This window comes from Exiguobacterium sp. S22-S28 (assembly GCF_043359615.1).
In the GTDB taxonomy this organism is placed as follows: domain Bacteria; phylum Bacillota; class Bacilli; order Exiguobacteriales; family Exiguobacteriaceae; genus Exiguobacterium_A.
In genome coordinates, this window is record NZ_JBHFFC010000015.1 from 1 (window position 1) to 24,949 (window position 24,949).

The 24,949-nt window shown below is 47.3% G+C and carries 24 protein-coding genes and 1 other annotated feature; of the genes, 15 read left to right on the forward strand and 9 right to left on the reverse strand.

Translation table 11 applies throughout. The annotated features are described in order from the left end of the window. Positions 1-10: 10 nt before the first annotated feature. Entirely contained in the window at positions 11-601 is a 591-nt protein-coding gene (gene mnmM, locus ACHA8N_RS04600; protein ID WP_147510557.1) for a tRNA 5-(aminomethyl)-2-thiouridylate-methyltransferase MnmM, read from the reverse strand. Between the two features lie 174 nt (positions 602-775). On the opposite strand from mnmM, the gene ACHA8N_RS04605 reads away from it, so the two are divergent. The 4 genes from ACHA8N_RS04605 (at position 776) to ACHA8N_RS04620 (ending at position 6,504) form a co-directional block, all read left to right on the forward strand. Continuing rightward, entirely contained in the window at positions 776-1,960 is a 1,185-nt protein-coding gene (locus ACHA8N_RS04605; protein ID WP_147510558.1) for an MDR family MFS transporter, read from the forward strand. 74 nt (positions 1,961-2,034) lie between these two features. Then, positions 2,035-2,679 carry an HAD family hydrolase gene (locus tag ACHA8N_RS04610; RefSeq protein ID WP_393964892.1) on the forward strand — a complete coding sequence of 215 codons (645 nt, stop codon included), beginning with the start codon at positions 2,035-2,037 and terminating at the stop codon, positions 2,677-2,679. A 39-nt stretch (positions 2,680-2,718) separates the two neighbouring features. Continuing rightward, positions 2,719-2,939, forward strand: a binding site (T-box leader). A gap of 48 nt (positions 2,940-2,987) precedes the next feature. After that, entirely contained in the window at positions 2,988-5,393 is a 2,406-nt protein-coding gene (leuS, locus tag ACHA8N_RS04615; protein ID WP_393964893.1) for a leucine--tRNA ligase, read from the forward strand. A 130-nt stretch (positions 5,394-5,523) separates the two neighbouring features. Next, complete coding sequence (locus tag ACHA8N_RS04620; RefSeq protein WP_393964894.1) at positions 5,524-6,504, forward strand: hypothetical protein; 981 nt, start codon at positions 5,524-5,526, stop codon at positions 6,502-6,504. Positions 6,505-6,541: 37 nt separating this feature from the next. Here ACHA8N_RS04620 and ACHA8N_RS04625 read toward each other — a convergent pair whose 3' ends face one another. Continuing rightward, entirely contained in the window at positions 6,542-7,801 is a 1,260-nt protein-coding gene (locus ACHA8N_RS04625) for a BaiN/RdsA family NAD(P)/FAD-dependent oxidoreductase (RefSeq protein ID WP_147510562.1), read from the reverse strand. A gap of 183 nt (positions 7,802-7,984) precedes the next feature. Here ACHA8N_RS04625 and ACHA8N_RS04630 point away from each other — a divergent pair, with 183 nt between their 5' ends. Continuing rightward, on the forward strand, positions 7,985-9,649 hold the full coding sequence (locus ACHA8N_RS04630) for a putative polysaccharide biosynthesis protein (protein ID WP_393964895.1): 1,665 nt from the start codon (positions 7,985-7,987) through the stop codon (positions 9,647-9,649). Beyond that, positions 9,636-10,355: a pseudouridine synthase gene (locus tag ACHA8N_RS04635; protein WP_147510564.1), complete on the forward strand. Its 720-nt coding sequence runs from the start codon at positions 9,636-9,638 to the stop codon at positions 10,353-10,355. The genes ACHA8N_RS04630 and ACHA8N_RS04635 overlap by 14 nt, the downstream gene beginning before the upstream one ends. Positions 10,356-10,396: 41 nt before the next feature. On the opposite strand, the gene ACHA8N_RS04640 is transcribed toward ACHA8N_RS04635, so the two are convergent. Together ACHA8N_RS04640 and ACHA8N_RS04645 are read right to left on the reverse strand one after the other, a co-directional pair. Further along, positions 10,397-11,029 carry an SDR family oxidoreductase gene (locus ACHA8N_RS04640; protein ID WP_147510565.1) on the reverse strand — a complete coding sequence of 211 codons (633 nt, stop codon included), beginning with the start codon at positions 11,027-11,029 and terminating at the stop codon, positions 10,397-10,399. Positions 11,030-11,139: 110 nt separating this feature from the next. Continuing rightward, a complete protein-coding gene (locus tag ACHA8N_RS04645; protein WP_012371138.1) occupies positions 11,140-11,358 on the reverse strand; it encodes a DeoR family transcriptional regulator in 219 nt (72 codons plus the stop codon). A 305-nt stretch (positions 11,359-11,663) separates the two neighbouring features. Between ACHA8N_RS04645 and pepV the strand changes: the two genes are divergently transcribed. The 6 genes from pepV to ACHA8N_RS04675 all read left to right on the forward strand — a co-directional run bounded on the left by pepV (position 11,664) and on the right by ACHA8N_RS04675 (position 18,744). Further along, positions 11,664-13,061: a dipeptidase PepV gene (gene pepV / locus ACHA8N_RS04650; RefSeq protein ID WP_393964896.1), complete on the forward strand. Its 1,398-nt coding sequence runs from the start codon at positions 11,664-11,666 to the stop codon at positions 13,059-13,061. An 89-nt stretch (positions 13,062-13,150) separates the two neighbouring features. Next, positions 13,151-14,296: an MFS transporter gene (locus tag ACHA8N_RS04655; RefSeq protein WP_393964897.1), complete on the forward strand. Its 1,146-nt coding sequence runs from the start codon at positions 13,151-13,153 to the stop codon at positions 14,294-14,296. Between the two features lie 5 nt (positions 14,297-14,301). Further along, positions 14,302-14,817, forward strand: coding sequence for an RNA 2',3'-cyclic phosphodiesterase (gene thpR, locus ACHA8N_RS04660; protein WP_393964898.1), 516 nt, complete (start codon positions 14,302-14,304; stop codon positions 14,815-14,817). 9 nt (positions 14,818-14,826) lie between these two features. After that, positions 14,827-15,693, forward strand: a complete 867-nt coding sequence (locus ACHA8N_RS04665) for a hypothetical protein (protein ID WP_147510569.1) — start codon at positions 14,827-14,829, stop codon at positions 15,691-15,693. A 38-nt stretch (positions 15,694-15,731) separates the two neighbouring features. Next, entirely contained in the window at positions 15,732-17,891 is a 2,160-nt protein-coding gene (gene pulA, locus ACHA8N_RS04670) for a type I pullulanase (RefSeq protein ID WP_393964899.1), read from the forward strand. A gap of 52 nt (positions 17,892-17,943) precedes the next feature. After that, the gene (locus tag ACHA8N_RS04675; protein ID WP_147510571.1) at positions 17,944-18,744 is read left to right on the forward strand and encodes a phosphotransferase; all 801 of its coding nucleotides are present in this window, start codon (positions 17,944-17,946) and stop codon (positions 18,742-18,744) included. Between the two features lie 69 nt (positions 18,745-18,813). Here the strand turns inward: ACHA8N_RS04675 and budA are convergent, their stop codons facing one another. The 3 genes from budA to cydS form a co-directional block, all read right to left on the reverse strand. Continuing rightward, a complete protein-coding gene (budA, locus tag ACHA8N_RS04680; RefSeq protein WP_393964900.1) occupies positions 18,814-19,527 on the reverse strand; it encodes an acetolactate decarboxylase in 714 nt (237 codons plus the stop codon). A gap of 15 nt (positions 19,528-19,542) precedes the next feature. Then, a complete protein-coding gene (gene alsS / locus ACHA8N_RS04685; protein ID WP_393964901.1) occupies positions 19,543-21,237 on the reverse strand; it encodes an acetolactate synthase AlsS in 1,695 nt (564 codons plus the stop codon). A 163-nt stretch (positions 21,238-21,400) separates the two neighbouring features. Then, positions 21,401-21,502: a cytochrome bd oxidase small subunit CydS family protein gene (cydS, locus tag ACHA8N_RS17565; protein WP_455685996.1), complete on the reverse strand. Its 102-nt coding sequence runs from the start codon at positions 21,500-21,502 to the stop codon at positions 21,401-21,403. Positions 21,503-21,678: 176 nt separating this feature from the next. On the opposite strand from cydS, the gene trmB reads away from it, so the two are divergent. Together trmB and ACHA8N_RS04695 are read left to right on the forward strand one after the other, a co-directional pair. Continuing rightward, positions 21,679-22,320 carry a tRNA (guanosine(46)-N7)-methyltransferase TrmB gene (trmB, locus tag ACHA8N_RS04690; protein WP_393964902.1) on the forward strand — a complete coding sequence of 214 codons (642 nt, stop codon included), beginning with the start codon at positions 21,679-21,681 and terminating at the stop codon, positions 22,318-22,320. A gap of 115 nt (positions 22,321-22,435) precedes the next feature. After that, a complete protein-coding gene (locus ACHA8N_RS04695; RefSeq protein WP_393964903.1) occupies positions 22,436-22,951 on the forward strand; it encodes a hypothetical protein in 516 nt (171 codons plus the stop codon). 59 nt (positions 22,952-23,010) lie between these two features. Here the strand turns inward: ACHA8N_RS04695 and ACHA8N_RS04700 are convergent, their stop codons facing one another. Both ACHA8N_RS04700 and ACHA8N_RS04705 read right to left on the reverse strand, forming a co-directional pair. Beyond that, on the reverse strand, positions 23,011-23,367 hold the full coding sequence (locus ACHA8N_RS04700; RefSeq protein WP_393964904.1) for a DUF1304 domain-containing protein: 357 nt from the start codon (positions 23,365-23,367) through the stop codon (positions 23,011-23,013). A 60-nt stretch (positions 23,368-23,427) separates the two neighbouring features. Then, a complete protein-coding gene (locus tag ACHA8N_RS04705; RefSeq protein ID WP_012371126.1) occupies positions 23,428-23,730 on the reverse strand; it encodes a PepSY domain-containing protein in 303 nt (100 codons plus the stop codon). Between the two features lie 120 nt (positions 23,731-23,850). Here ACHA8N_RS04705 and ACHA8N_RS04710 point away from each other — a divergent pair, with 120 nt between their 5' ends. Beyond that, the gene (locus ACHA8N_RS04710) at positions 23,851-24,921 is read left to right on the forward strand and encodes a M42 family metallopeptidase (protein WP_393964905.1); all 1,071 of its coding nucleotides are present in this window, start codon (positions 23,851-23,853) and stop codon (positions 24,919-24,921) included. Positions 24,922-24,949 lie beyond the last annotated feature (28 nt).

A 24,949-nucleotide genomic window follows, 5' to 3' on the forward strand; every position in this document is an offset into this window, starting at 1 on the left:
CCTCCTTTTTTTAATCGATGTTCTGTTTTTTAAGCTTTTTTTCAATGGCGACGATGAAGGGCGGATTGTTTTGTTGATTTAAGAACCGGTATTGTAGGACGGCATAATCTTGTTGGGACAGGAGCGAAACATAGTCGAGGACAGCGTCGCGTTCTTTACGTCCTTCGATATGTCCGTGATAAATCACGAGGACGATCAATCCTCCAGGTACAAGGACAGGCAGAAGGGCGCCGAGCGCCTCTAACGTCTCTTCGCCGGTCGTCGTGACCGATTTATCACTCCCCGGTAAGTAACCGAGATTAAAGACGCCGGCGCGGACCGGACGCTGTTCTTCAAACAGGCGTGCCCCGACATGGATGTGACTTTCGTGGTACAAATCGACCCATTCCGAAACATGGGCTGCCTGCAACCGGCGTTTCGTTTCCTCAATCGCCTGCTCTTGGACATCAAACGCGATGACCCGACCGCTTGGTCCGACTTGTTCGGCAAGAAAGTGTGTATCATGACCATTTCCGGCGGTCATATCGACGACACAATCCCCTTCATGGATGACAGACTCCAGTAATTCTTTGGCGTAAGGTAATACTCGTGCAAGTGACATGGCGTAAACTCCTCTTCCTGATAGCTGTTCTGTTTTTCTAAGTACCCGCAAATCCGATCATTTAGTCAATTGTATCATTTTTCCGATTGTTCGTTTAAATCGAAGTTCCTTGACAGAGTGCGATGCAATTTCGTAAAGTGGCAAGGTTGGAAACTATATTGGAGGAAACTGATCATGCCGAAATTACCTCGTGCGGTCTGGATTCTGGTATTGGCGATGGCGATCAATACAACAGGATCCTCTTTTTTATGGCCGTTTAATACATTATACATTCATGAATATTTAGGCGAATCGATGACAAAAGCCGGAATGGCGTTGTTCGTCAACTCGGCGCTTGCCATCGTCGGAAACTATATTGGGGGAAAAGCGTTTGACCGGCTCGGTGGTAAACGGACACTTGTCATCAGTGTCGTCGGTCTCGTTTTGGCTTCCGTTGGATTATGGATGTTCCACCAGACCTTCACCGGATACGTTCTGATGCTTGGATTGATTGGATTTGTCGGCGGAATGGTTTTCCCGACGATTTATGCGTTGACAGGTGTCATCTGGCCGGAAGGCGGAAGACGCGCCTTCAATGCGATTTATGTCGCCCAAAATGTCGGTGTCGCGCTAGGAACGGCAATCAGTGGACAGATTGCAGCAATCGACATTCAATTTATTTTTATCGCGAACCTCGTGTTGTATCTGTTGTTTGCGCTGGTGTTACTCGTTGGACTGAACTGGATTCAAGTGAATCCGCTGAAACGCCAGACGACGACGTCAGGAGCCGAAGAACGTGAACCGTTATCGCGAGCTTCTGTCCGGACGATGCTGTACGTATCAATCGGTTACGCGTTGTTATGGTTCGTCTATGTCCAGTGGCAGGGAACGTTTGCCGTCCACACGAAATCCCTTGGTGTTACGATTTCCGAGTATTCGATCCTCTGGACAATCAACGGAGCGTTGATCGTGTTTGCGCAACCGTTATTGACACCGGTCTTGCGGTGGTTTGGAGATGATTTAAAACGTCAGTTGTTGACGGGAACCGGTATCTTCCTGCTGTCTTATTTGATTGTGCCGTTTGCCGGCGGCTTCAAGATGTTTTTAGTCGCCATGATCATCTTGACGATCGGAGAGATGTTCATCTGGCCGGCGGTTCCGGCAATGGCAGCACGCTTGGCGCCGATCGGTAAAGAAGGGGAGTTCCAAGGATACGTCAATATCGCAGCATCGGCCGGACGGATGATCAGTCCGACCGTCGGTGGATTGATTTATGATGTCTCAGGAATGAATGCCGTCTTCTTGACGTTAATCGGACTGATTATCGTGGCTGGGTTTACATTCATCCGGGCAGTACCGAAGAAAAAACTAGAAGCGTAAAGAAGGTGCGAAAAAAAGAAGTGTCCTCTTTTTTTCGCGCCTTTTTGGTAATCTGATTGAAAGGAGGGAACAGAATGAAAAAAACCGGTCTGATTTTTGATATGGATGGGGTCATCCTGGATAGTGAAATTCAATATTTTAAAGTGCATCAGCAGATGTTCCAGACATTAGCGATTCCGCTCGATCGTATTCAATACGCGACGTTCATGGGGAAAACAGGGGACGAAATGTGGCAGGAACTGATCACCCAACATGATTTGCCGCATTCGACGGAATCGTTGCTTGCGCTTGAACATGAATTATTTCAACAGCATGCCAAGCCGGAAGAGTGTGGGTTAAAAGACGGTGTCCGTGAGTTGATGGCGCTTGCGCGGACGGAAGGATACAAGGTGGCCATTGCGTCGTCGAGTTCACTTGAAAAAATCAAACGCGTCATCACGCATTACGGATTGACGGTCGATGCGTACACAAGCGGATTTGAAGTGCCACGGTCAAAACCGGATCCGGCGATTTTTCGATTGGCAGCACAACGGATTGATCAAGCACCGGAGGCCTGTATCGTCATTGAAGATGCAGCGAACGGCATGATCGGGGCAAAGGAAGCGGGAATGGAAGTCATCGCCTTGCTGGATGATCGAATGCCGGCACAAGCCCTGCATCACGCCGACCATATCGTTTCGTCGCATGCGGCAATCGGAGAAATTTTACGGAACCGTTGACGATAAGGGAAGATTCAGCTTACACTAACACATAGATAGTCCATTGCGACGAACTGAAGTAGTAAGGGAGTCATTCCGTTTAGAGAGCTGGTGGTCGGTGCAAACCAGTCGGAATCATCCTTGAACTCGTCAGGGAGCATGATTCGTGAACAGAAGTAGCGAATCCGGTCCTTCACACCGTTATCCGTGAATCAAGTGGTCTGCTTCAGCAGACAACGTGGGTGGTACCGCGGGAGACAAACCGGTCTTTCGTCCCTATTCCTAGGGGCGGAGACCGGTTTTTTTGTATATTCAGAGGAGGAATAGAGATGCCGTACAATCATCGCGAGATCGAACCAAAATGGCAAGCGCGTTGGGAGCAAGACAATGCGTTCGTAACAACAGAAGATCCAGAAAAAGAAGGGTTTTATGCGCTAGACATGTTTCCTTATCCATCGGGAGCAGGACTGCATGTCGGACACCCGGAAGGATACACGGCAACGGATATCCTCGCACGTATGAAACGCATGCAGGGCTATAACGTCCTTCACCCAATGGGATGGGATGCATTTGGTCTACCGGCGGAACAATACGCCCTTGATACAGGAAATGATCCACGGGAATTCACCGCTCAAAACATCGAGACGTTCAAACGTCAGTTAAAAGATTTAGGGTTTTCTTACGATTGGGACCGTGAAATCAATACGACGGATCCGAAATATTACAAATGGACACAGTGGATCTTTACGAAATTGTATGAACAAGGACTCGCTTTTGTCGACGAAGTAGCCGTCAACTGGTGCCCGGCGCTCGGAACAGTGCTTGCGAACGAAGAAGTCATCGACGGGTTATCCGAACGTGGAAATCATCCGGTCGTCCGTGTCCCGATGCGGCAGTGGGTCTTGAAAATCACAGAGTACGCGGACCGTTTGCTCGAAGATTTGGATGAGCTCGACTGGCCGGAATCCGTCAAAGAAATGCAACGGAACTGGATCGGAAAATCGGAAGGAGCGGAAATCGACTTTACGATTGATGGTCATAAAAAACAAGTGACGGTCTTTACGACACGTCCGGATACCGTATTCGGAGCAACCTATCTTGTCCTTGCACCGGAGCATCCATTCGTCGCGGACATCACGACAACCGATCACGAAGAAGCCGTCAAAACGTACATCGCGTCTGTTCAGACGAAATCGGACTTGGAGCGGACCGATCTTGCGAAAGAAAAAACGGGTGTCTTCACAGGAGCCTTTGCCGTCAATCCGATTTCCGGCGAACGTCTTCCGATCTGGATTGCTGATTATGTCTTAGCGACATACGGAACAGGGGCCATCATGGCAGTTCCGGCACACGATGAGCGGGACCATGAATTTGCGAAACAGTTTGACCTTCCGATCATCGAAGTCGTAAAGGGCGGCAACGTCGACCAAGCAGCGTATACGGGAGAAGGCGAGCATGTCAATTCACAAATGCTCGACGGACTTTCAAAACAAGAGGCCATCGACACGATTATCGCAGAACTGGAGACAAATCAAGTCGGACGGAAAAAAATCACATTCCGGTTGCGTGACTGGTTATTCAGCCGTCAGCGGTACTGGGGAGAACCAATCCCGGTCGTCCACATGGAAGACGGAACAATGAAGACACTTGATAAATCAGAACTTCCGCTTGAATTGCCGATGATTCCGGAAATCAAGCCGTCCGGGACAGGTGAATCTCCATTGGCACTTGCAGAAGACTGGCTCGATTACACGGATCCTGTCACAGGACTTAAAGGACGCCGTGAGACGAACACGATGCCGCAATGGGGCGGCAGCTGCTGGTATTACCTTCGTTTCATCGATCCGCATAACGAAGAAGCGATCGCAGATCCGGAGAAATTAAAATACTGGCTCCCGGTCGATATTTATATCGGTGGAGCAGAGCATGCCGTTCTTCACTTGCTGTATGCCCGCTTCTGGCACAAAGTCTTGTATGACATCGGTGTCGTGCCGACGAAGGAACCGTTCCAAAAGTTGTATAACCAAGGGATGATCCTTGGCGAAAACAACGAAAAAATGTCGAAATCACGCGGAAACGTTATTAATCCGGATGAGATCGTCAAGTCGCACGGTGCGGATACGCTTCGTTTGTACGAAATGTTCATGGGACCACTCGATGCCTCGGTGTCTTGGTCGGAGAACGGTCTGGACGGGGCACGTCGTTTCCTTGATCGTGTCTGGCGTTTGTTCGAACGGACAGCGGACATTCAAGATGTGACGACGGTCGATGCGGACTTTGAACGGGTTTATCATCAGACTGTTAAAAAAGTAACGGAAGACTTCACGAATATTCAGTTCAATACCGGAATTTCGCAGTTGATGGTCTTCGTTAACGAAGCAAACAAACAACCGGTCTTACCGCGTCATTTCCTTCGCGGATTCATTCAGTTGTTGACTCCGGTCGCTCCACACTTAGGTGAAGAGTTATGGGAACAGCTTGGTTTTGACGACACGTTGACGTATGCCGCTTGGCCGACATTTGACGAGACGAAACTCGTCAGTGATACGATGGAATTCGTCATTCAAGTCAACGGAAAAGTCCGTTCAAAACTTGTCATCAGCATGGAAGCAACAAAAGAGGAAATTGAAGCGCTTGCGTTTGCGGATGAAAAAACACAGGAATGGATTGGTGACAAAACGGTTCGAAAAGTCATCGTCGTTCCGAAAAAACTGATCAATATCGTAGCGAACTAAAGAAAACCCCCTTGTCTGATGTCGTCAGAATGAGGGGGTTTCATTTATATCCGTCGCAAGTCCGCTTTTTTTTTAGGGCGCCTTCTGCTAAACTGAATCAGAAACCGAGACAGAAAGGCGATTTGTGTAAATGAAACGAACTTATATAGTCTATACAACGATTTTTGCCGTTGTCTCCGGTCTGATCCTTTGTGTGTCCCTCGTCTTTTCAAGACCTGAGACCGTAGCACAAATCCAAGAGACGTTTGCGAAAATCGAGACACAATCCAAACACCAAGCAGCGGTCAAACAAGTCCCGCCGAAAACCCCGTCATCGATCCCGAATCCCGAGGAACCGTTGATCAAAAATGTCCAACAGATGTTATACGATGATTCGATTGGTTCATACCTTGTCGTGACCGAAGACTACCGCTTTTTCGAAATCAGCGGAACCGGGGAACGGATCAACGCATCCTTCCAAATTGAGGACGAAGGAAGGTTGATGTTATCGGGCGTGGATGGAATGACGCTCGTTGACGGGGAAACCGTCGCCTTGCTGACATCCAATCAAATCCTCGTGACAGTCAAGCGGGAAGACGGTGTCTGGAAAGAAGACAGACGAGAACGGGTAGCCGGAACGACGATTCGTGACAGTTTCCACGGGCTAGGTTACGACATGAAGAAAAAAGAGTTTTATACGATTAACCATATCCGGTCTTTGAAACGGAGTGAACTGACGTATTTTGCGATGAAACAAGATGAAGTTAAGATTGACTCTGACGCAAGTGAAAAGGAAAAGCGAGAATTGAAAAAAAAGCAAAAGCCGCCTTATTTATCAATTGTTGCCCGGAAACGAATCGACACGGTTAGCGGTATGCGCGATGATGCCAAAAAAGCCTTTACGGAAAATTTCCGACCGATCGGCTTGGCGGAACGCCAAGGACGGATTTACACACTGGATTCGGAAGCCTTGTATTTATACTCGATTGATACGAAAGAGGTTACGATCACGGGAGAATCGGCAAGTCCGAAAGTTTACGGTGCGGAAGGAATCTTCGTACAGGACAACGAGTTGTTTGCGCTCATCGAAACGGATAAGTTTTCGAGCCGTTCCTTTACGCCCATTGATTAAAAAAAGGCTAGCTCCCATGCAGGAACTAGCCTTTTTGTCATTGAGCGGTCAAAGCCGCATTTGTTCCGGCGCAATGTCCTGTGACGAAAGCCGCGGTAATATTATACCCACCTGTATAGCCGTGGATATCCAAGATTTCACCGGCAAAAAACAGACCGTCCGCTTTTTTCGACATCATCGTTTTCGGCTGGATTTCTTTGATTGAAACGCCGCCGCCCGTGACGAACGCTTTATCAAAATCAAGCGTACCTGTTGCCTGAAGCGGGAAGCGTTTCAAAATTGCTAAAAATTGCGTGAAGTCCTGCTTTTTGATTTGTGTGCAGACTTCGTCCCCGAAGCCGATTTGCGCAAACAATAACTCAAGCAACCGCTCCGGTACAAATCCTTTAAAGGCATTCCGGACTGTTTTCTTCGGATTGGCAGAAAGGGCAGCTTGAAAACGCTCTGTCAATGCGCCGAGTGATTCTTCCGGGAATAAATCAATCGACAGATGCACAATCCGTTCGCCGGACCGTTTGCGTTCCTTGATTGTATATTGGCTGCAACGTAACGCAATTGGACCACTCAAACCGAAATGTGTGAATAAGACATCGCCGGTATGGGTTTTGATCGGCTTATCTTTTTTTCCGTGGACCGTCAAGGCGACGTCCCGCAACGACAGTCCTTGCAGTGTCTTTTCTTGAATGAATGCGTCATTGAGCAAAATCGGTACTTCCGTCGGGAAAAGTTCTGTGATCGTATGGCCCGCTTTTTGTGCCCACGGGTAGCCGTCACCGGTTGAACCCGTATGCGGAACAGATTGTCCGCCGACAGCAACGACACAGCTTTTGGCTTCGAGACGTGTTCCGTCAGCCAACAAGACAGCTGCAAATGAGCCGTCCGGATGGAAAGCGAGTGTTGCGACTTCCGCATTGATTTGAATCTCGGCCCCATGTTGACGGATTTGATCAATCAAAACACGTACGACATCGGCTGCTTTATCGGAGACCGGGAACATCCGTCCGTTGTCCTCCTCTTTCAGCGCCACACCAAACCCTTCGAACAGCTCGATAATCGATTCATTATTGAATTGTGAAAAGGCACTATACAGAAAACGACCGTTTCCCGGGATGGATTGGACAAGTTCATCCAGTGGTTTGCGGTTTGTGACGTTACACCGACCGCCGCCGGAAATGGCGAGTTTTCGTCCGAGTTTACTTCCTTTATCAAGCAACAGCGTTTTTGCGCCTGCTTGTAATGAGGCGAGTGTGGCCATTAAGCCGCTTGGTCCGCCTCCGATTACGATTACATCATACATGTGGTCACCTCATTTGTTGGATTCTGCTTGTTCCACTTTAGCAGAAGTTTGTACTGTAAACAAACCGTCTCTTTCTTTTATCAAAGCTGAGCGTTATAATGATTTGCAATTGTGCAAGAGAGAACTTGTATATTGAGACGTTTGCTAAGCGAAGAAAAAATAGAAAGTGCGAGGAAGGTTATCATGTCCACTGTGAGCAAAAAGCAAGAAACTGCATCCGCCAATACCGGCTTCGTTCGTGGAACGATGCTGTTATCCGGTGCATCACTCATTTCCCGTGCCCTTGGTTTGATTTATCTGTTTCCGTTTCAGTTCATGGTCGGGGCGACGGGGATTATGTTTTATACGTATGCCTACAACTATTACGCCATCATGATTGGTCTCGCGACAGCCGGTATTCCTGTCGCGGTCTCGAAGTTCGTTGCCAAATATAACGCGATGGGCGAATACGATACGAGCGAACGGTTATACCGGTCAGGTCTGAAAATCATGTCGCTGACCGGGATCCTTTCGTTTTTAGCTTTATTTTTACTGGCACCTTATTTGGCACACCGTGCAATCCCAAGTGGTGATGTCGATTCCGCTTCTTATGTGGATGCCGTCACGATGACGATCCGCGGAGTCAGTTTTGCGTTGTTGCTCATTCCGGCGATGAGCATGACGCGGGGCTATTTCCAAGGGTATCAATCCATGGGACCAACGGCGATTTCACAAATCTTGGAGCAAATCGTCCGAATCATCTTTTTGCTTGCCGGTGTCAGCATTGCGATTTATTTATTTGATACGGATGCAGCATGGGCAGCGACGATTGCGACATTCAGTGCCTTCATCGGGGCCATCGGCAGTGTCGTCGTCCTGCTGTATTATTTCCGGAAACGGGCGCCGGGGCTGCAAGCTTTACGGGATGGACAGACGGTCGTATCTCCGGATCGTCCGTTGTCAGAACTGTACAAAGAACTGTTGACGTATGCGATTCCGATTGTGATGGTCGGATTATCAACACCGCTGTATCAAGTGATTGATCAAAATACGATGAACGCAGCATTACAAAGTATTGGATATACATTAGAAGCGGCAGGAAATGCGACCGCTTATCTGATTGCCGACAGTCATAAAATCGTCTTGATTCCGGTATCGGTCGCAACCGGGTTATCGTTATCCGCGACACCGCTTTTGACCGCCTCCTTTACGCAAGGTGATATGAAGAAAGTCCGGAAACAAATTTCTCAAATCTATCAATTGGCCTTTTTTGTGACGATTCCGGCAGTCGTCGGTATGATTTTATTGAGTGAAGAAACATTCCGTGTTTTATTCCCGAAAGATCAAGCGGCATGGGTCTACTTGCTGAGTTATGCGCCAAGTGCTTTGTTCCTTGCTTTATACTCTGTGACGGCAGCTGTCTTGCAAGGGATTAACCGGCAGTACTTTACGATCATCGCCACACTTGCCGGTCTGCTGACGAAATACCTGTTGAATGCACCGTTGATCCACTGGACCGGCGACGGAACAGGAGCTGGATACGCAACGATTCTCGGTTACGTTGTCGCGACCGGTTTAATGTTCTTCCGAATTACCCAAACCGTCAAGTTCCCATTCAGTACGGTCTTACGCCGGACGTCACTCATTCTGATTATCAGTGCGATCATGGGAGCAAGTGTAGCGCTTGTCAAATGGGGCTTATCGGCGGTACTTCCGGACTCGATGATGGGGGCCTTAATTATTTTAATTCTTGGAGCCGTCATCGGGATTGTCCTCTTTGCGGGTTTATCCATCTGGAGCGGACTGGCAGAAGCGGTGCTCGGTCGAAAAATTTCTATGAAACGAGGACGAGGAAATGCGTCTAGATAAATTACTCTCGAATATGGGAGCAGGATCTCGAAAAGAAGTGAAACAATTACTCAAATCCGGTGCGATTCAAGTCGATGGAGAAATCGTCTATGATCCGAAACAGCACGTTGATACGGAACAACAACAGGTCCTGTTATACGGTGAACCTGTCACGTATCAAAAATTCATCTATTTAATGATGAATAAACCACCGGGTGTCATCAGTGCGACAGAGGATAAACGTGATCAAACCGTGATTGATTTATTATTTGAAGATGTCACGTATTTCAAACCGTTTCCGGTCGGACGACTCGACAAGGATACGGAAGGGTTATTGTTATTGACGAATGACGGATCATTTAACCATGCGTTGATGTCCCCGAAGAAGCACGTCGAAAAAGTGTATTACGCCGAAGTCATCGGTACGTTGACAGAGGACGACGTTGAAGAAGTCGCAGAAGGAGTGACGCTCGAAGACGGGTACAAAACGAAACCCGGAAAGCTTGTCATCTTGGAAGCAACCGATGAAACATCGACACTCGAGTTGACCATCACCGAAGGGAAGTTCCATCAAGTCAAACGGATGATGCTCGCCCTCGGAAAAGAAGTGACGTATTTGAAACGTTTGTCGATCGGGCAATTGCCGCTTGATCCCACACTTGAAGCAGGGGAATACCGGGAACTGACACGAGGCGAGTTGGCCCTGTTTGACTGGAAACCAGAATGAAACAAAGGACGCCTTTCTCATGGAAGGGCGTCCTTTGTTGATTATTGATTGCGGAGTGCTTCCGCGATCGGGAATGGTCCGCTTAACACTTCAAACTGACGTGTTTGTGTCGGATGATCGATTAATGTGACGAAGAGGGCTGCGACATCATCCCGGGAGACTTTGCGTCCTTCGTACGACTCAAAATGCTCTTTCGTCTCGATTGTACCACTCGGCTCATCATAACTGAGTGGGCCCGGACGAACGATCGTATAATCAAGACCGCTGTCTTTTAAATGACGGTCCGCCTCACCTTTGGATTCGAGATAAACTTTTAGATCACCTTGCGGATCATCGGCACCGACTGAACTGAGCATCAAGAAGCGTTGGATGCCATTTGCTTTCGCGGCATCGATGACTTTGATGGCACCTTCCTTGTCGACAGCACGTGTTAATTCTTCGGAAGCACCACCGGCACCGGCTGCGAAGATCACAACGTCGGCATCCTTGACGACTCCTGTAACGTCCTTCGTCAAATCACCGAGGCGGACTTCTGATGCACCTAATGCGATCAAGTCGTTGATTTGATTTTCTTCACGAACGACAGCGATTGCTTGGTGCTGTTCCTGTTTGCCGATCAATTCGACCATTTTCCGTCCGGTTGTTCCGTTTGCTCCAATGATTAAAATATTCATACCATCATCTCCTTCTCAAGATAGATATACCCCGCTTGAAAAAAAAATAACAAAAAAAGACGCGAAGGATTCGCGTCGTTACAGAAAAATCACATCAGGAAACAGCTAATTCAGCCGGCTTGTCGTTGTTTTTTGCTTGATGTCCAAGTACCGCGTCTTGGGCTAACAATGAGGTTGTTGTATTCAAGTACGTTCAGATCCCGTTGGACGGTTCTCGACGTAATCCCGAACTCTTCAACCAAGTCTGCTGTCGTAGTAGCTCCGTTCTCGTTAATATAGAGATAAATTGATTTAATACGGGTCAACATACGGTCTGTAGAATCTTTCATTGATGTAACCACTCCCCCAATGGATAGAATAGTGTCCTAAAACTTCGGGTGACAAAAGACGATGCATCATTTAGTTGTTTCGCCTTTAGTATAACTCTTTTAGTATAGAATGCAAGTAATTTAACCGAACGTTTTCAAAAAACATACATTCAATACATACTCATAAGCGAACGAATTACACTTTAAAGTTTTTATTGTTCGCTTAATCATTGATAATAAAAGAATTAGGATTTTAGATGTTCGTAATTGTCAAATTTTCGCTATACTGAAGAGGAAAGAATCAGCGCATAAGGGAGAGAAGTCGAATGGTCAATTGGAAAGAGGAAGTCTTGGCACGGCGTGAGGATTTATTGTCAGATTTAAAAGAGTTGTTACAGATACCGAGCGTTCTCGATGAAACGACGATTCAAGAAGGTGCACCATTTGGAACGGAAGTCAAACGGGCGCTTGATTGGATGCTTGCACTAGGCGAACGGGATGGATTCACAGCGAAAAATGTAGATGGATATGCCGGACATCTGGAATATGGTCAAGGAAAAGAATTACTCGGCATTCTTTGCCACTTGGATGTTGTGCCTGCCGGTGGTGACAACTGGACGTATGGACCGTTCAATCCGACATTGGTCGATGGTAAATTGATTGCACGGGGAGCAATTGATGACAAAGGACCGACAATGGCTGCGTATTATGCCTTAAAAATCGTAAAAGAGTTGGGTCTTCCATTGTCAAAACGAATCCGTCTGATTGCAGGTGGAGATGAAGAGAGCGAATGGCGCTGTGTCAATCATTACTTCAAGCATGAAGAAATGCCGACAATCGGATTTGCACCAGATGCCGATTTTCCGATCATTAATGCCGAGAAAGGGCTCTACGATGGTCTGCTCACACAAGGAAAGCCGGTACAAGCAGCGGATACTGGCTATTTACTGATTCGCTTTGAAGGAGGCGAACGTCCGAATATGGTTCCCGGACATGCCACGGCAACCGTTCATATTGCGGAGCATGGAACGATCGAAAAAGACTTCCATCAGTATTTAGAAGCTCAAGGTGTCACAGGAACAGTCAAGGAAACAGCAGAAGGACTTGTCTTTGAAGTGATGGGTGTCGCGGCTCACGCAATGGAACCGGATAACGGGAAAAATGCAGCGCTCCATTTAGCACGCTTCTTGAACACGCTTCATCTGGACTATAACGGACGACGTTATCTTGAGATGACGGCGCACATGTTCCGGGATTCGCGCGGTGTGGCACTTGGTGTCGCAGCTTCCGATGAGACAGGAGATCTTACAATCAATGGAGGCGTGTTCCGTTATGAGCAAGGGCAAGGGACAGCTTCGATCAATATTCGTTATCCGTACAGTGCGGACTTTACGGAACGGTTGCAGCTGATTAAAGAAGCTGCTGCTGCATACGGCTTTGAATTACAGACACGTACCCACATGACGCCGCACCATGTCGATCCGGATCATGAACTGGTTCGCACACTGAGTGCCGTCTATGAACGGCAGACCAATCAAAAAGCAGACTTGATTGCCATTGGTGGCGGCACATACGCCCGTTCGTTAACGGCAGGCGTCGCATTTGGACCGGTTTTCCCAGGAGGACCGGAAGTAGCGCACCAAGTGGATGAGTATGTTGATTTTGAAGAGTTGCTATTAGCTGTCGCCATTTATGCCGAGGCGATTTACGAACTGGCAAAATAAACGTTCGGGTGAAAATAAAATATTTAATAAAAGGAATCCCCCGCATCCATTGTGATGGGGGGATTGATTCTTGAAGGAGATTGAATCGCGTGATCCATCGTCAAAAATATCATTTTCAAGCGCTCTATTTCTTTATCTTTTTTGGGCAAGGTGCACTTATTCCTTATTTGGCACTCTATTTTTCCAATGATGCCTTTCAGTTATCAGCAACTGAAATTGGAACGATTGTTTCGGTTGGACCGATTTTGTCGATTGTTCTTCAACCTGTTTGGGGATTGGCGGCGGATCGACTCGGACGACCGAAACGATTGTTACTGGTCGCTTTACTTGCAGCAGGCCTGTTGACGGTCAGTTACTTGCTGACATCGGTGTATGTGTTACTGTTATTGATCGCTTCCTTGTGGGCCCTGTTCCAATGTGCCCATATTCCGTTGGTTGATACGCTGGCGATTGAATTTTCGAAACGAAAATCGGTCGACTACGGAGCGTTACGGTTGTTTGGGTCCGCCGGTTTTGCGCTTGCCGTTTTTGTTCTCGGACAAGTGACGGAGCAAGGATCGCTCGGCATGATTTTTTATGCCAGTGGAACGGCGCTGGTCCTTGGATTCCTTGTCCTGCTTGGAATCGAGGAGACTCCGATCGTATCACGTGAACGTGACCATGTCCCGCTGACGGCCTTATTTTCGAACAAGCGGTTTTTGTTGTTTTTAGCGGGTGGAAGTTTAGTGTTTGGACCGATTTTTGCCAATAACTATTACTTCGGGAGCTACGTTACGATTCGCGGCGAATCGACGGCACTGGTCGGTACTTTGTTCTTCGTGGCAGTACTCTGTGAAATTCCGTTCATGCGGATTGCGACCCGAATGATGCTTCGTTTTGGTCCGATTCCGGTTTTGGTATTTGTTTCGATTTTGTCGGCTGTTCGGACCGGTATATTGGCGCTTGAACCACCGATTTGGACATTATGGGTGCTTGCGGCGCTGCAAGGCTTCATCATCGGTTTGTTGATTCCTGTGGCGTTGGATTATGTACGCTCCCTTGTTTCCCCGTCGATCGTTGCGACGGCAGTCAGTACCTATATGGCGACGACGACCGGTCTTGCCACTGCCCTATTCAATTTAATGAGCGGTAAAGTCCTGGACGAAGGAACCATCTATACGGTTTTTTGGGTATATACAGGTAGCAGCTTGTTAGGCGCATGTTTCTACTTCATCAGTGCAAAAGTTAAGGAGTGATTCGGATGCAACCGCACTACTTCATTGCCATACCAGTCGCTGACGAGGCGTTAAAAGACTTTGCGGAAACGCTTTTGCTAGACCGTCATTATAAGACCGTCTACGAACTGGAGGAGTACCATCTGACGTTACGATTTTTAGGAGCATTGGCGGCGGAAGAACACACAGCGTGGCGGCAAAGGCTTGAAGCGATTACGCAACACGTGTCTCCTTTTACTTTACAATTAGATCACCTCGAACGATTCGGATCAGTTGAACGTCCACGGGTATTTGCCGCCGGACCGCGATACGAAGAAAAACTGTTTCAGCTGGCACATCAACTGAATCCCGAGCCTTCTAAACCGTTTGTTCCGCACGTCACGCTGGCGAAAAAGTGGAATCCGGAAGTTACATATCTTCCACCTGAACACATGCCTGCTGTTGCCGTGCCTGTAAAAGAAATCGTTCTTTACCGGATTTATCCTGCTGAACGACCGCGGTATCAAGCAGATGCACGATTTCAACTCAGAAAGAAACAATGAGGTGATACAATGGCATTATTGATGAAACTATATGATTTAGAGAGCCGATATGAGCGAAATCCGCTGGAAGTCTCCAAACGTTTTAAAGAGCAGCAAGTAATTGACTATGCTAACGTTCTGAAAAAATGGGAGACGGGTGAGTTATTTCCCGGTGAGACGATTGTACGCCCGAAGAAGTGGTGGCAACCGTTCAAAAAAGCAGAAACTTTTCAAGTACCGGGTAAACAAATTTCAAAGCCTGCTTTTGATAAATGGTATAAAAAACGGGTTGAAGTTCAAAAGTTGGTGTTTGTGGCAGGAGGTGCGACAGAGGAAGATATTTTTCGGCTTCCTTTGAGACGTCACTTAGACTTTTATCAAATGCTTCATCTGTTAAACGATCAATTCGGAATGTTTTACCGGGCGGTCATTCAGTATCAGCAAGGGGAAGTTGAACTCAGTCCGTTTGTCGTAGGACCATCTGCCATCTACGTATTGGATTGGCTCGATGGAGAAGAAAGCATTTATCATATTAAGCGGAATAAGCTGTGGAAAGAGCAACCTTTTAAAGTATCACCTAAAAACATCATTAATCCGCTGATCAGCTTGAAGCGGACGGAAGACATATTACGCATGATCTTAGGAACGGAATTGATGTTACCGATTGAACGGGTCGTGATTGCTTCAAAAGGATATTTTGATCAGGTCCCGAAAGAAACGACGACAACGTACGTCAGTAAAGTGGACTTTGCGGAGTGGCTGCGAAAGATGAACATGTCCGCTCTTCATACAAAGGCGTTTCAAATGCGTGTATGTGAAAAAATATTAAAAGAGACGGTTTCGGTTACGTTTCAAACGGCACTTGCCAATCAAGAAAATGAGCGGATTCGTAAATAGGGAGGGAAGCGGCAACATATCCGATTGCCGCGAAACAGATGATGAATCATAAAACAGGAACGCAACAAGTCAATTTGCTGTCTGTCGAGTTCATGACCTTTCAAAGCATTAGGATGGAGACGGTAATCCCGTTCGAAATGGATGACTTTTCACTTGAAGCCGATGGGCAACAGGTGGACTTTTTCATCGAAGGACGGGAACAAGCGGATGGACTCTTTAAGCAGACACTCCAGCTCGATCAAGCAATTGAACTCGAGCGGTGTTATGAAATCATCTTGCCTGATCAAGAACGAATCCGCGTGCTGCCGAATCGGATCGTCCGTACGCCGGCGTTTGATCAAAAATACAGGTATGAAGGGCCGATCGGTCTTGTTTTTGAAGAAAACGCGATCTCCTTAAGGGTCTGGTCTCCGCTCGCGGACCGGATCGAATGTCTCCGTTACGATCAAGATGAGACAGTCATTGAAGTTCAGGAACTCATCCGTTACAAGCAGGGGGTTCATTGCTTGGACGTCCCGCGGGAATGGGAAAACAGTTTTTATAGATACCGCGTCACGACGTACGAGGGGATACATGAAGTGGTAGATCCGTATGCAAAGGCAGTCAGTGTAAACGGTCGTTTCGGAGTCCTGCTGGACGTTGAGCATGAGATTCGCCGTCACTTTCCGAAACGCCAGGCACGACCCTTTTTGATTAAACCGACAGATGCGGTCATTTATGAAGCGCATATCCGCGATTTTACGAAAGATTGCTCTTCGGGTTCAGCATATCCCGGGCAGTATTTTGGCATGACGGAAGCAGGGACGCTCTCACCCGAGGGACGGACGACAGGAATCGATTATCTATTGGAGCTTGGAGTAACCCATCTTCAACTGTTACCGGTACATTTTTTTACGACGACGGAAGAAATCAGTCGTCTGCCTTACAACTGGGGATATGATCCGGTACAGTGGTTTGCACTCACAGGCAATTATGCCAGTAATCCGATGGATCCGAAAGTTCGGATTTTAGAATATGCGGCAATGATTGAACGGTTGCACGAAGCCGGACTTCGGGTAACCTTTGATGTCGTCATGAACCACGTCTACATTCGTGAACAATCGGCGCTCGAGCATTTAGTACCCGGATATTATTTCCGTTATGAACTGGATGGAACAGTAGCGAACGGGACGGGTGTCGGAAATGATACGGCGTCAGAACGGTTTATGATGCGCCGGATGATTGTCGATTGTCTCTCTTACTTCGCAGGCGTCTTTCGAGTAGATGCCTTCCGATTCGATTTAATGGGAATCCACGACATCGAGACGATGAATCATGTCCGGACGGCTTTGGATGCCATTGATCCGACGATTCTCGTATATGGAGAGGGTTGGGATTTGGCGACGCCGTTGCCGCGACGACAAAAAGCGACCAGTGCAGTTGCTTCGCAGATGCCGGGAATCGGACACTTCAATGATGTGTTTCGGGATGCTTTAAAAGGATCGACCTTTAATGAACACGATCGTGGATTTGTTTCCGGGGACGGTTGGCGGGAAGGTGAGGTTCGCAACGGAATGGCTGGCAGCGTGACCTTAACCGGTCAAACAACCGGGCGCTTTCCGGAACCGACGTATTCAATCAATTATGTCGAAGCTCATGACAATCACACACTGTACGACAAACTGGAATTGGCCCGGCCTGATATAAGTGAGTCAGATCGCTTGCGGATGAGTCGCTTGGCTCAAACGATTGTCTTTTTGTCTGCGGGCATTCCGTTTTTACATGCAGGACAAGAATTCGGACGGACAAAACAAGGGGTCGAGAACAGCTACAATTCACCCGACTCGATCAATCGGATGGACTGGACTTTACGCGACCGCCATGCAAAGATGGTCGATTATTTAAAAAACATTTTACAAATTCGCCGAATGCACGGTGGATTTCGATTGCATCGTGCCAACCAAGTACAGGAATTGTTCCATTTTCTGCCGATGCAGCCGGGAGTGATTGCTTACGAAGTAGAAGCCGTTCATTCGTATGATGCCTGGCAACGGACGTTGGTCGTGCATAATGTGACATCCGAAACAATAGAAATCGCGTTGGATCATCCGAGGTGGAACGTCCATGTCCACGGGGATGAGGCCTCTGTTACACCGGTAGAGAAGGGGGTTTCGCGTATCACGGTCCTTCCGTTGTCAACGACAATCGCCACATGTTAAGATAAGCATTGTGCCTTAAGGCAAATCTACTAAAAAAGTTGAGCGGATTATAATGGAACTAGATATTTTAGATGCGCTTGGCGAAGGCTGGACCCTTACGCCGGCAGGTGGAATTACGGGAGAAGCATATATTGCCTCAACTGGTCAATCGAAACTCTTTTTAAAACGAAACTCCTCGCCTTTTTTGGCGATTTTATCAGCGGATGGTATCGTACCGAAACTGCTGTGGACAAAACGAATTTACAGTGGGGACGTCATCAGTGCCCAACAATTCATCGAAGGTCAGGAACTGGATCCTGAAATGATGGATCGTCCCGAGGTAGCACGGTTACTCGGGAAAATTCATGACTCAAAAGAATTGTTATTCATGTTACAACAACTGGATCAGCGGCCGATTGAGCCGGACGAACTGTTGCGGCAGTGCCGTTTGTATTTTCAGCCGTCAGAATTGGAACAGCCTGAACTGATTAAACAGGCCATCGGTTATTTGACAAATCGATTACCTGAGATCAGAACGGATGAACAGGTGGTCTGCCATTCGGATTTAAATCATAACAACTGGCTGATCGGCACAGATGGTCATCTGTATCTCAATGATTGGGATGATGCCATTATCGCGGATCGTGCCTATGATCTTGGGATGATGCTGTACAGTTATGTCGATGAGGAAGACTGGCCGGAATGGTTTGCGCATTACGGGCATCCTTTAACAGCGGAACTGAAACAACGGATGCATTGGTATGTGGTGGCGCAAGCCGTGCTCTCCATTTACTGGTATGAAGACACCAATCATCCGGATGCCGAGGACAGTTATTTGTTTTTAGAACAGTTGCTGGAACCGGATCAAGGATGACGAGATGAGAAAAATTTTGATCGGATTACGAAAAAACGTGCAGACACGATTTGTGTCCGCACGTTTTTTTTAACCTTCCGCTAGCTTAATTTCTTGTTCAATGTCATGACTCTCAAGATCTGCTTCACGGTAAGAGGCGGTCGTCGGAAGCCGGAGATCAAGACGCGGCTTCTCTTCGAAAGAAACGGTCACATTTTGAACCGTATAATCAAATACGTGACCACCGCCGCTCCGTTCCTGATCAATGAAGTGAAGGTGATAACCGGCGACCGCAATGCCGTGACCAAACCGAGGGGTAAAGTAACCGGCTAACGTACCTTCGATTTGTTTAAATGTCCGGGCGCTCTGCGTCGCGACAGCTTCCGTGATCGGAGGGAACGGTTTTTCTTGGCGCGCCACTGTCCGTGTCTTGACTTCACTGAACTGTCCTTCGATTCGGACTGCATAAAAACTATTGACGGTTTCGAGTTGCGCACTTAACCATTGTTCAAAGTCATTTTTCGTCATTTCCTTATCGACGGACAGTGTTTGTTGGGGAGTGAACCGTGTCAAAGAACAAAATGGTGTTGTCGTGTTCGGGTCAAGAGGACGGGCACTGCCGTCCGATCGAAGCTGATAAAATGAACCGTCAAAGCCGATCATTTCACCATCCAAATGATCAAATGTACCGATTCCGAAGTCGTGTCCTTCAAGAATCGAGCCATACCGTGTTTCGCTCTCGAACACTCCGTCGAGTAAGGCCATCATCGTTGAAATTTGAAGCAAAGTCTCATCCTGTTTCATGCCTTCCACTCCTTATCAGTTAAGTTGATCCAAGTGCACTTCTTTCCCCAGTGTGATGTTATCGCTGTAATCAATCGGAACATCAACGATAACGGGTCCTTCGGTTTTCCATGCTTCTTCCATGACGGCCACGAGCTCGGACGGATGATTGACACGCAATCCTTTCGCGCCAAAACTTTCAGCATATTTCACGAGATCGACTTCACCAAACGAGGTACCGGATTTCCGTTTGTATTTCATTTCCTGTTGGAACGCGACCATATCGAATCCGCTGTCGCGCCATACAAAATGAACAAGTGGAGCATTTAAGCGGACCGCTGTTTCCAGTTCCATCGCTGAGAACAGGAATCCACCGTCACCGGAAATTGAAACGGCTTTTTTGCCCGGACGAACGAGCGTTGCGGCAATGGCCCACGGTAACGCAACACCAAGCGTCTGCATTCCGTTGCTGAACAGAAGGTGACGCGGTTCATATGAGCGGAAGTGACGAGCCATCCAAATGTAGTGCGATCCGACATCTACCGTGACTGTCACATCATCGGCAATCTGTTCCCGTAATGTCTTCATGAAGTAGAGTGGGTGAGTCAATGGTGAATCCTTGGCAATCGGCGGAATGTCCCGTTCTTCCAAACGTTTTTGGAGCCCGTGTAAGAACTCAGTTGAGCTTATTGGTAGCGTCAGTGTATTGAGGCGTTCAGATAACGCAGTGATCGTGGCTGCGACATCACCGACGAGTTCACGGTCCGGGCGATAGAAATGATCGATTTCAGCCCGCATCTGATCCAAGTGAATCAATGTCCGGTCATGGGACGGCTGATTCCAAAATTTCGGATCGTAACCGATTGGATCATAACCAATGGATAATACAAGATCCGCTTCAGCGAGCAAGGCATCACCCGGCTGATTCCGGAACAAACCGACACGTCCGTAAAAATTTGATTCAAGCTCCCGTGATAATGTTCCGGCTGCTTGGAACGTCTGGACGACTGGAATGGAAACACGTTTTAATAAAGCGCGAATCGCTTCGACAACGCGTGGCTGACTGGAACGCATGCCGAGTAACAAGACCGGCAACTTCGCTTGTTCGATTAGAGTAGCCGTCTCGTCAATCCACTCTTCCGGAGCAATACCGAGTTTCGGTGTCGTCACGGCTTTAAAGGATGTAACGTTGGATTCACTTAATCCGACGTCTTGCGGAATACTGACAAATGCAGCACCTGATGTCGTTTCAGCCGTCCGGAAAGCATTGGATAAGACTTCCGGAATGTTATCCGCATCTTGTACTTCGGCGCTGAAGTTCGTAATCGGTTTGAACAGCGCTTGGTTGTCCATCGATTGGTGTGTTCGTTTCAGACGGTCGGCACGCGTAACGGCACCGGCGATCGCGACAACAGGGTCACCTTCCGAGTTTGCTGTCACAAGACCGGTTGCGAGATTTGAAGCACCTGGTCCTGACGTGACGAGAACGACACCCGGTTTATCCGTCAAACGACCGATGGCTTGTGCCATGAATGCAGCATTCTGCTCATGACGGGCAACAATTAATTCCGGTCCACGGTCTTGCAACACATTAAAAACAGAATCAATTTTTGCTCCAGGAATTCCAAAAATGTAATCGACCCCTTGTTCGATCAAGGTATCGACAACTAAATCTGCCCCTGTTTTCTTCTGTATTATATCTTCTTTTTTTCTGTTTTGTTTTTCTGTCATTACAATTCTCCTTTTCTACCAGTGTTTTTGGTTGTTCGATAGCTGTAATATAAAAACTGTTTCGTGAAGAGTATACATCTGTTTCAAAAATAATCCAAGGTCAATCCTTCAGAAACTAAAAAAGACACCTTGTGATGAACACAAGATGTCTGACACGTTATGATTATTCCGCATCCACTTTCCCGAATGTCGCCCAGACGAAGAGAGCAGTTACACCCATGACAAGAACGATCGGAGAAGCCCAGCTGATTAAGAAGTCATCCACGTTAAAAAACCTCCTTTAGGAATCTTTGTACTGTAAGTGTAGTAGATTGCTCACTTATTCTCAAGTGACGATCTGCTGAACTTTCTTTTTAGCGTAAATTAAGAACACCTTATATATTTACCCGAATCATGATAAACTTATCTGCGGATAATTTAAGAATCGAAAGGATGAGCAGTATGCGTTTACGCCACAAACCGTGGGCACTGGATTATATGAAAGAACAATCCTCCATCTATATAGCAGACCCAGCGACATTAATAGGGAATTGGTCAAACGAATTCAAGAATGACAATCCGATCTACATTGAGGTCGGTTCGGGAAAAGGAGCGTTCATCACCGGGATGGCCAATCAATATCCGGAGATCAACTTTATTGCGATTGAACTGTTTGAGAGTGTCGCCGTCACAATCGTTCAGAAATTAGTGGACCAACCACAATCAAACGTACGGGTATTGACGGTTGATGCCAAAGACTTACGTGATTTCTTTGAAAAAGGTGAAGTTGCCCGCGTCTACCTGAACTTCTCGGATCCGTGGCCGAAATCACGTCACGCGAAACGCCGCTTGACGTACAAAACATTCCTTTCGACATACGAAGACATTTTACCGGACAAAGGTCAGATTCACTTTAAGACGGATAACCGGAAATTATTTGAATCCAGTCTGATGACGATGTCCGCTTACGGGATGACGTTTGATTGGATGTCGCTTGATTTACATGTCAACGAGCCGGAAAATAACGTCAGAACGGAATACGAAGAACGATTCTCAGCACTGGGTCAACCGATTTATCGGATGGAAGCGACATACGATAATTAATTTGGACAAAAAGTTTTCTTATTTTCCTAGCATTTCTTTCACACTTTTTTCTTATTAATTGGTACAATGTTGTTGACTGAAGAACTGTATTTACAGGTAAAGGGGGAATTTGGGGATGTGGAAAAAAAGCTTAGCCTTCGTAACAGCACTCTTTTTCGCATTGAGTATCGGACAATCGGTATTTGCTGCGATTGATACGTCATCTATGCAAAAAGCACTTGACGAGGATTTAAAGAGTACGCATTACGATTATAAAAAAGGTTCTGTAGAAATTGAAGATCCAAAAACATTCACTGGTGAAAAAGGTGAACAGGTAATCGGCGGAATCGCTGTACTTGAAACGGTCCGTGATGGCATCTTTATTACAATTAAACGTGAAATCCATTTCTTTAACGCAGACAGCGGTAAATTACTTACAAGTGCAGATGCGGCTAAAATCGATGGCGTCAAAGAATACATCAACAGTAATTCTGATAACTTGCAACAAAAAGTAGTCTACTGGTTGCCGATGTTACTGATGATCTTATTGATTGCTGTACCAGCTGTCATCTTGTATGTCGTCGTACCACGCCTGTATTCAACTACGGAATACATGAATCCGATCTACGAACGCAATGACAACCCGCGTTGATTAAGACACAGCAAAACACCCGATGTGAACCATATGGCTCACATCGGGTGTTTTTTGATTCAAACAAACAAAACGAGTAAAAAAGCGATCATTGCAGGTAAACCTTGTTTCCAGAGAATTGAAAGATTGGCCGTCGCGGCTCCATAAAGCGCAGCAATGATGACGCAGGCGAGGAAAAACAGTTGAACCGCGGACGATCCGAGCATTAATCCGAAAATCAAACCGGCAGCAAGAAAGCCGTTGTACAACCCTTGATTGGCGAACAGCGTCTTGATGCGTGGATCCGAGGCAGCTTCTTTCGTTAAATTAAATGTACGCAACGCGGGACGAGACGATAAGAAAAACATCTCGAGCGCCAAAATATAAAAGTGTTCTAATGCGACGATGAGTACAAAAATCGTGGCGAGCGTCTCCATAGGGAACTTCTCCTCCTCAAAAAAAGACCACACTTCGTCAATCGAAGCATGGTCCACTTATTATGCGTATTCGAGTAAAGCACCTGTTTCCGCATCAACTGTGAATTGATACGTCTTTTCGTCGTCACCTTCAAGGACCGAGATGCCACCTTTGTAGCTCTGGTAGTCACGTGACTCATATGCGTACGCCTCTGGTGTTGCAGAGATCCATGCACCCTGGACACGTCCTTTTGCTGAAAATGTGCGTTTCGTGATTTCGAGCGCTTCCTCGGCAGAGAGTTGTTTGTTGTCGACAGCCTTCTTGACTGCGAAAGCGGCAACGACCGCTGCTGCGAGACCGATAATCCAATAGCGTTTTTTCATTAAAATTCCCCTCCTTACAGGTTCTATTCCTACTGTACCAAATAAATCGTTCAGTGAGAAACAAAAGGTTAAGTGATTGAAGCAAAATTTTGTATAATGAATGAACAGGAGGCGATACATATGAATGAAAACACAAAAGAGTTGTTTCGGACACTAACGGAATTGAATGGTGCACCCGGCTTTGAACATGACGTCAGACGGTTCGTCAAAGAACGGATCACGCCGGTAACGGACGAAATCGTCATGGATGGTCTGGGCTCGATTTTCGGGAAACGGACGGGGAAAACGGATGGTCCAAAGGTTATGGTCGCCGGTCATATGGACGAAGTGGCGTTCATGGTAACGCAAATCACGAAAAACGGGATGCTCCGCATTCAGCCGCTCGGTGGTTGGTGGAGCCAGGTATTGCTCGCGCAACGCTTCTCGATTTGCGGAGACAACGGCATCATTCCAGGAATCATTGCATCAACTCCGCCCCATCTGTTGACGGATGAGGTTCGGAATAAGCCGATGGCAATCAAAGATATGTTCATCGATGTCGGCGCAGATTCGAAAGAAGAAGCCGAGTCGTTTGGCATTCGTCCGGGTATTCCGGCGGTTCCATTCTTCCCGTTCACACCGATGGCCAATCCGAAAAAAATCATGGCGAAAGCATGGGACAACCGTTACGGCGTCGGCATGGCGATTGAGTTATTGGAAGAAACGACGGCGTCGGATCATCCGAATGTCTTATTCTCAGGCGCAACGGTCCAAGAAGAAGTGGGATTACGCGGTGCCCAAACGGCAACCAGCCTCATCGATCCGGATGTCGCCTTTGTCGTTGATGCGTCACCGGCGAATGATGCTTCAGGGGATAAAACGGAATTCGGACAGCTTGGACAAGGTCCGTTGTTACGGATTAAGGATAGTGTCATGATTTTATCAAAAGAAATGACGGATTACGTCTTGGATACAGCAGAATCAAACAACATTCCGTACCAATATTATGTCGGAGCAGGCGGAACGGACGGCGGGGTCATTCACCGTTCGAACAACGGGATTCCAACGACGGTCGTTGGTCTTCCGGCACGCTACATCCATACACACGCATCGATCATGCATACGGATGATTATGATGCGGCAAAAGAGTTACTTAAAAAACTCGTGACACAACTTGATGCGACGACACTGGCTACATTACAAGTGAAGTAAGGACAGGCTGAAGAGGGATGTTTAAGTT

Bases quoted from the DNA above. Each gene is read 5' to 3' on its own strand.
- leuS (WP_393964893.1), top strand. From the start codon at position 2,988: ATGCCGTACAATCATCGCGAGATCGAACCAAAATGGCAAGCGCGTTGG.
- ACHA8N_RS04630 (WP_393964895.1), top strand. From the start codon at position 7,985: ATGTCCACTGTGAGCAAAAAGCAAGAAACTGCATCCGCCAATACCGGC.
- pulA (WP_393964899.1), top strand. From the start codon at position 15,732: ATGATGAATCATAAAACAGGAACGCAACAAGTCAATTTGCTGTCTGTC.
- ACHA8N_RS04665 (WP_147510569.1), top strand. From the start codon at position 14,827: ATGGCATTATTGATGAAACTATATGATTTAGAGAGCCGATATGAGCGA.
- ACHA8N_RS04700 (WP_393964904.1), bottom strand. From the start codon at position 23,367: ATGGAGACGCTCGCCACGATTTTTGTACTCATCGTCGCATTAGAACAC.
- thpR (WP_393964898.1), top strand. From the start codon at position 14,302: ATGCAACCGCACTACTTCATTGCCATACCAGTCGCTGACGAGGCGTTA.
- ACHA8N_RS04620 (WP_393964894.1), top strand. From the start codon at position 5,524: ATGAAACGAACTTATATAGTCTATACAACGATTTTTGCCGTTGTCTCC.
- alsS (WP_393964901.1), bottom strand. From the start codon at position 21,237: ATGACAGAAAAACAAAACAGAAAAAAAGAAGATATAATACAGAAGAAA.
- ACHA8N_RS04645 (WP_012371138.1), bottom strand. From the start codon at position 11,358: ATGAAAGATTCTACAGACCGTATGTTGACCCGTATTAAATCAATTTAT.
- budA (WP_393964900.1), bottom strand. From the start codon at position 19,527: ATGAAACAGGATGAGACTTTGCTTCAAATTTCAACGATGATGGCCTTA.
- ACHA8N_RS04695 (WP_393964903.1), top strand. From the start codon at position 22,436: ATGTGGAAAAAAAGCTTAGCCTTCGTAACAGCACTCTTTTTCGCATTG.
- ACHA8N_RS04675 (WP_147510571.1), top strand. From the start codon at position 17,944: ATGGAACTAGATATTTTAGATGCGCTTGGCGAAGGCTGGACCCTTACG.
- ACHA8N_RS04710 (WP_393964905.1), top strand. From the start codon at position 23,851: ATGAATGAAAACACAAAAGAGTTGTTTCGGACACTAACGGAATTGAAT.
- trmB (WP_393964902.1), top strand. From the start codon at position 21,679: ATGCGTTTACGCCACAAACCGTGGGCACTGGATTATATGAAAGAACAA.
- ACHA8N_RS04705 (WP_012371126.1), bottom strand. From the start codon at position 23,730: ATGAAAAAACGCTATTGGATTATCGGTCTCGCAGCAGCGGTCGTTGCC.
- mnmM (WP_147510557.1), bottom strand. From the start codon at position 601: ATGTCACTTGCACGAGTATTACCTTACGCCAAAGAATTACTGGAGTCT.
- pepV (WP_393964896.1), top strand. From the start codon at position 11,664: ATGGTCAATTGGAAAGAGGAAGTCTTGGCACGGCGTGAGGATTTATTG.
- ACHA8N_RS04640 (WP_147510565.1), bottom strand. From the start codon at position 11,029: ATGAATATTTTAATCATTGGAGCAAACGGAACAACCGGACGGAAAATG.
- ACHA8N_RS04635 (WP_147510564.1), top strand. From the start codon at position 9,636: ATGCGTCTAGATAAATTACTCTCGAATATGGGAGCAGGATCTCGAAAA.
- ACHA8N_RS04625 (WP_147510562.1), bottom strand. From the start codon at position 7,801: ATGTATGATGTAATCGTAATCGGAGGCGGACCAAGCGGCTTAATGGCC.
- ACHA8N_RS04605 (WP_147510558.1), top strand. From the start codon at position 776: ATGCCGAAATTACCTCGTGCGGTCTGGATTCTGGTATTGGCGATGGCG.
- ACHA8N_RS04610 (WP_393964892.1), top strand. From the start codon at position 2,035: ATGAAAAAAACCGGTCTGATTTTTGATATGGATGGGGTCATCCTGGAT.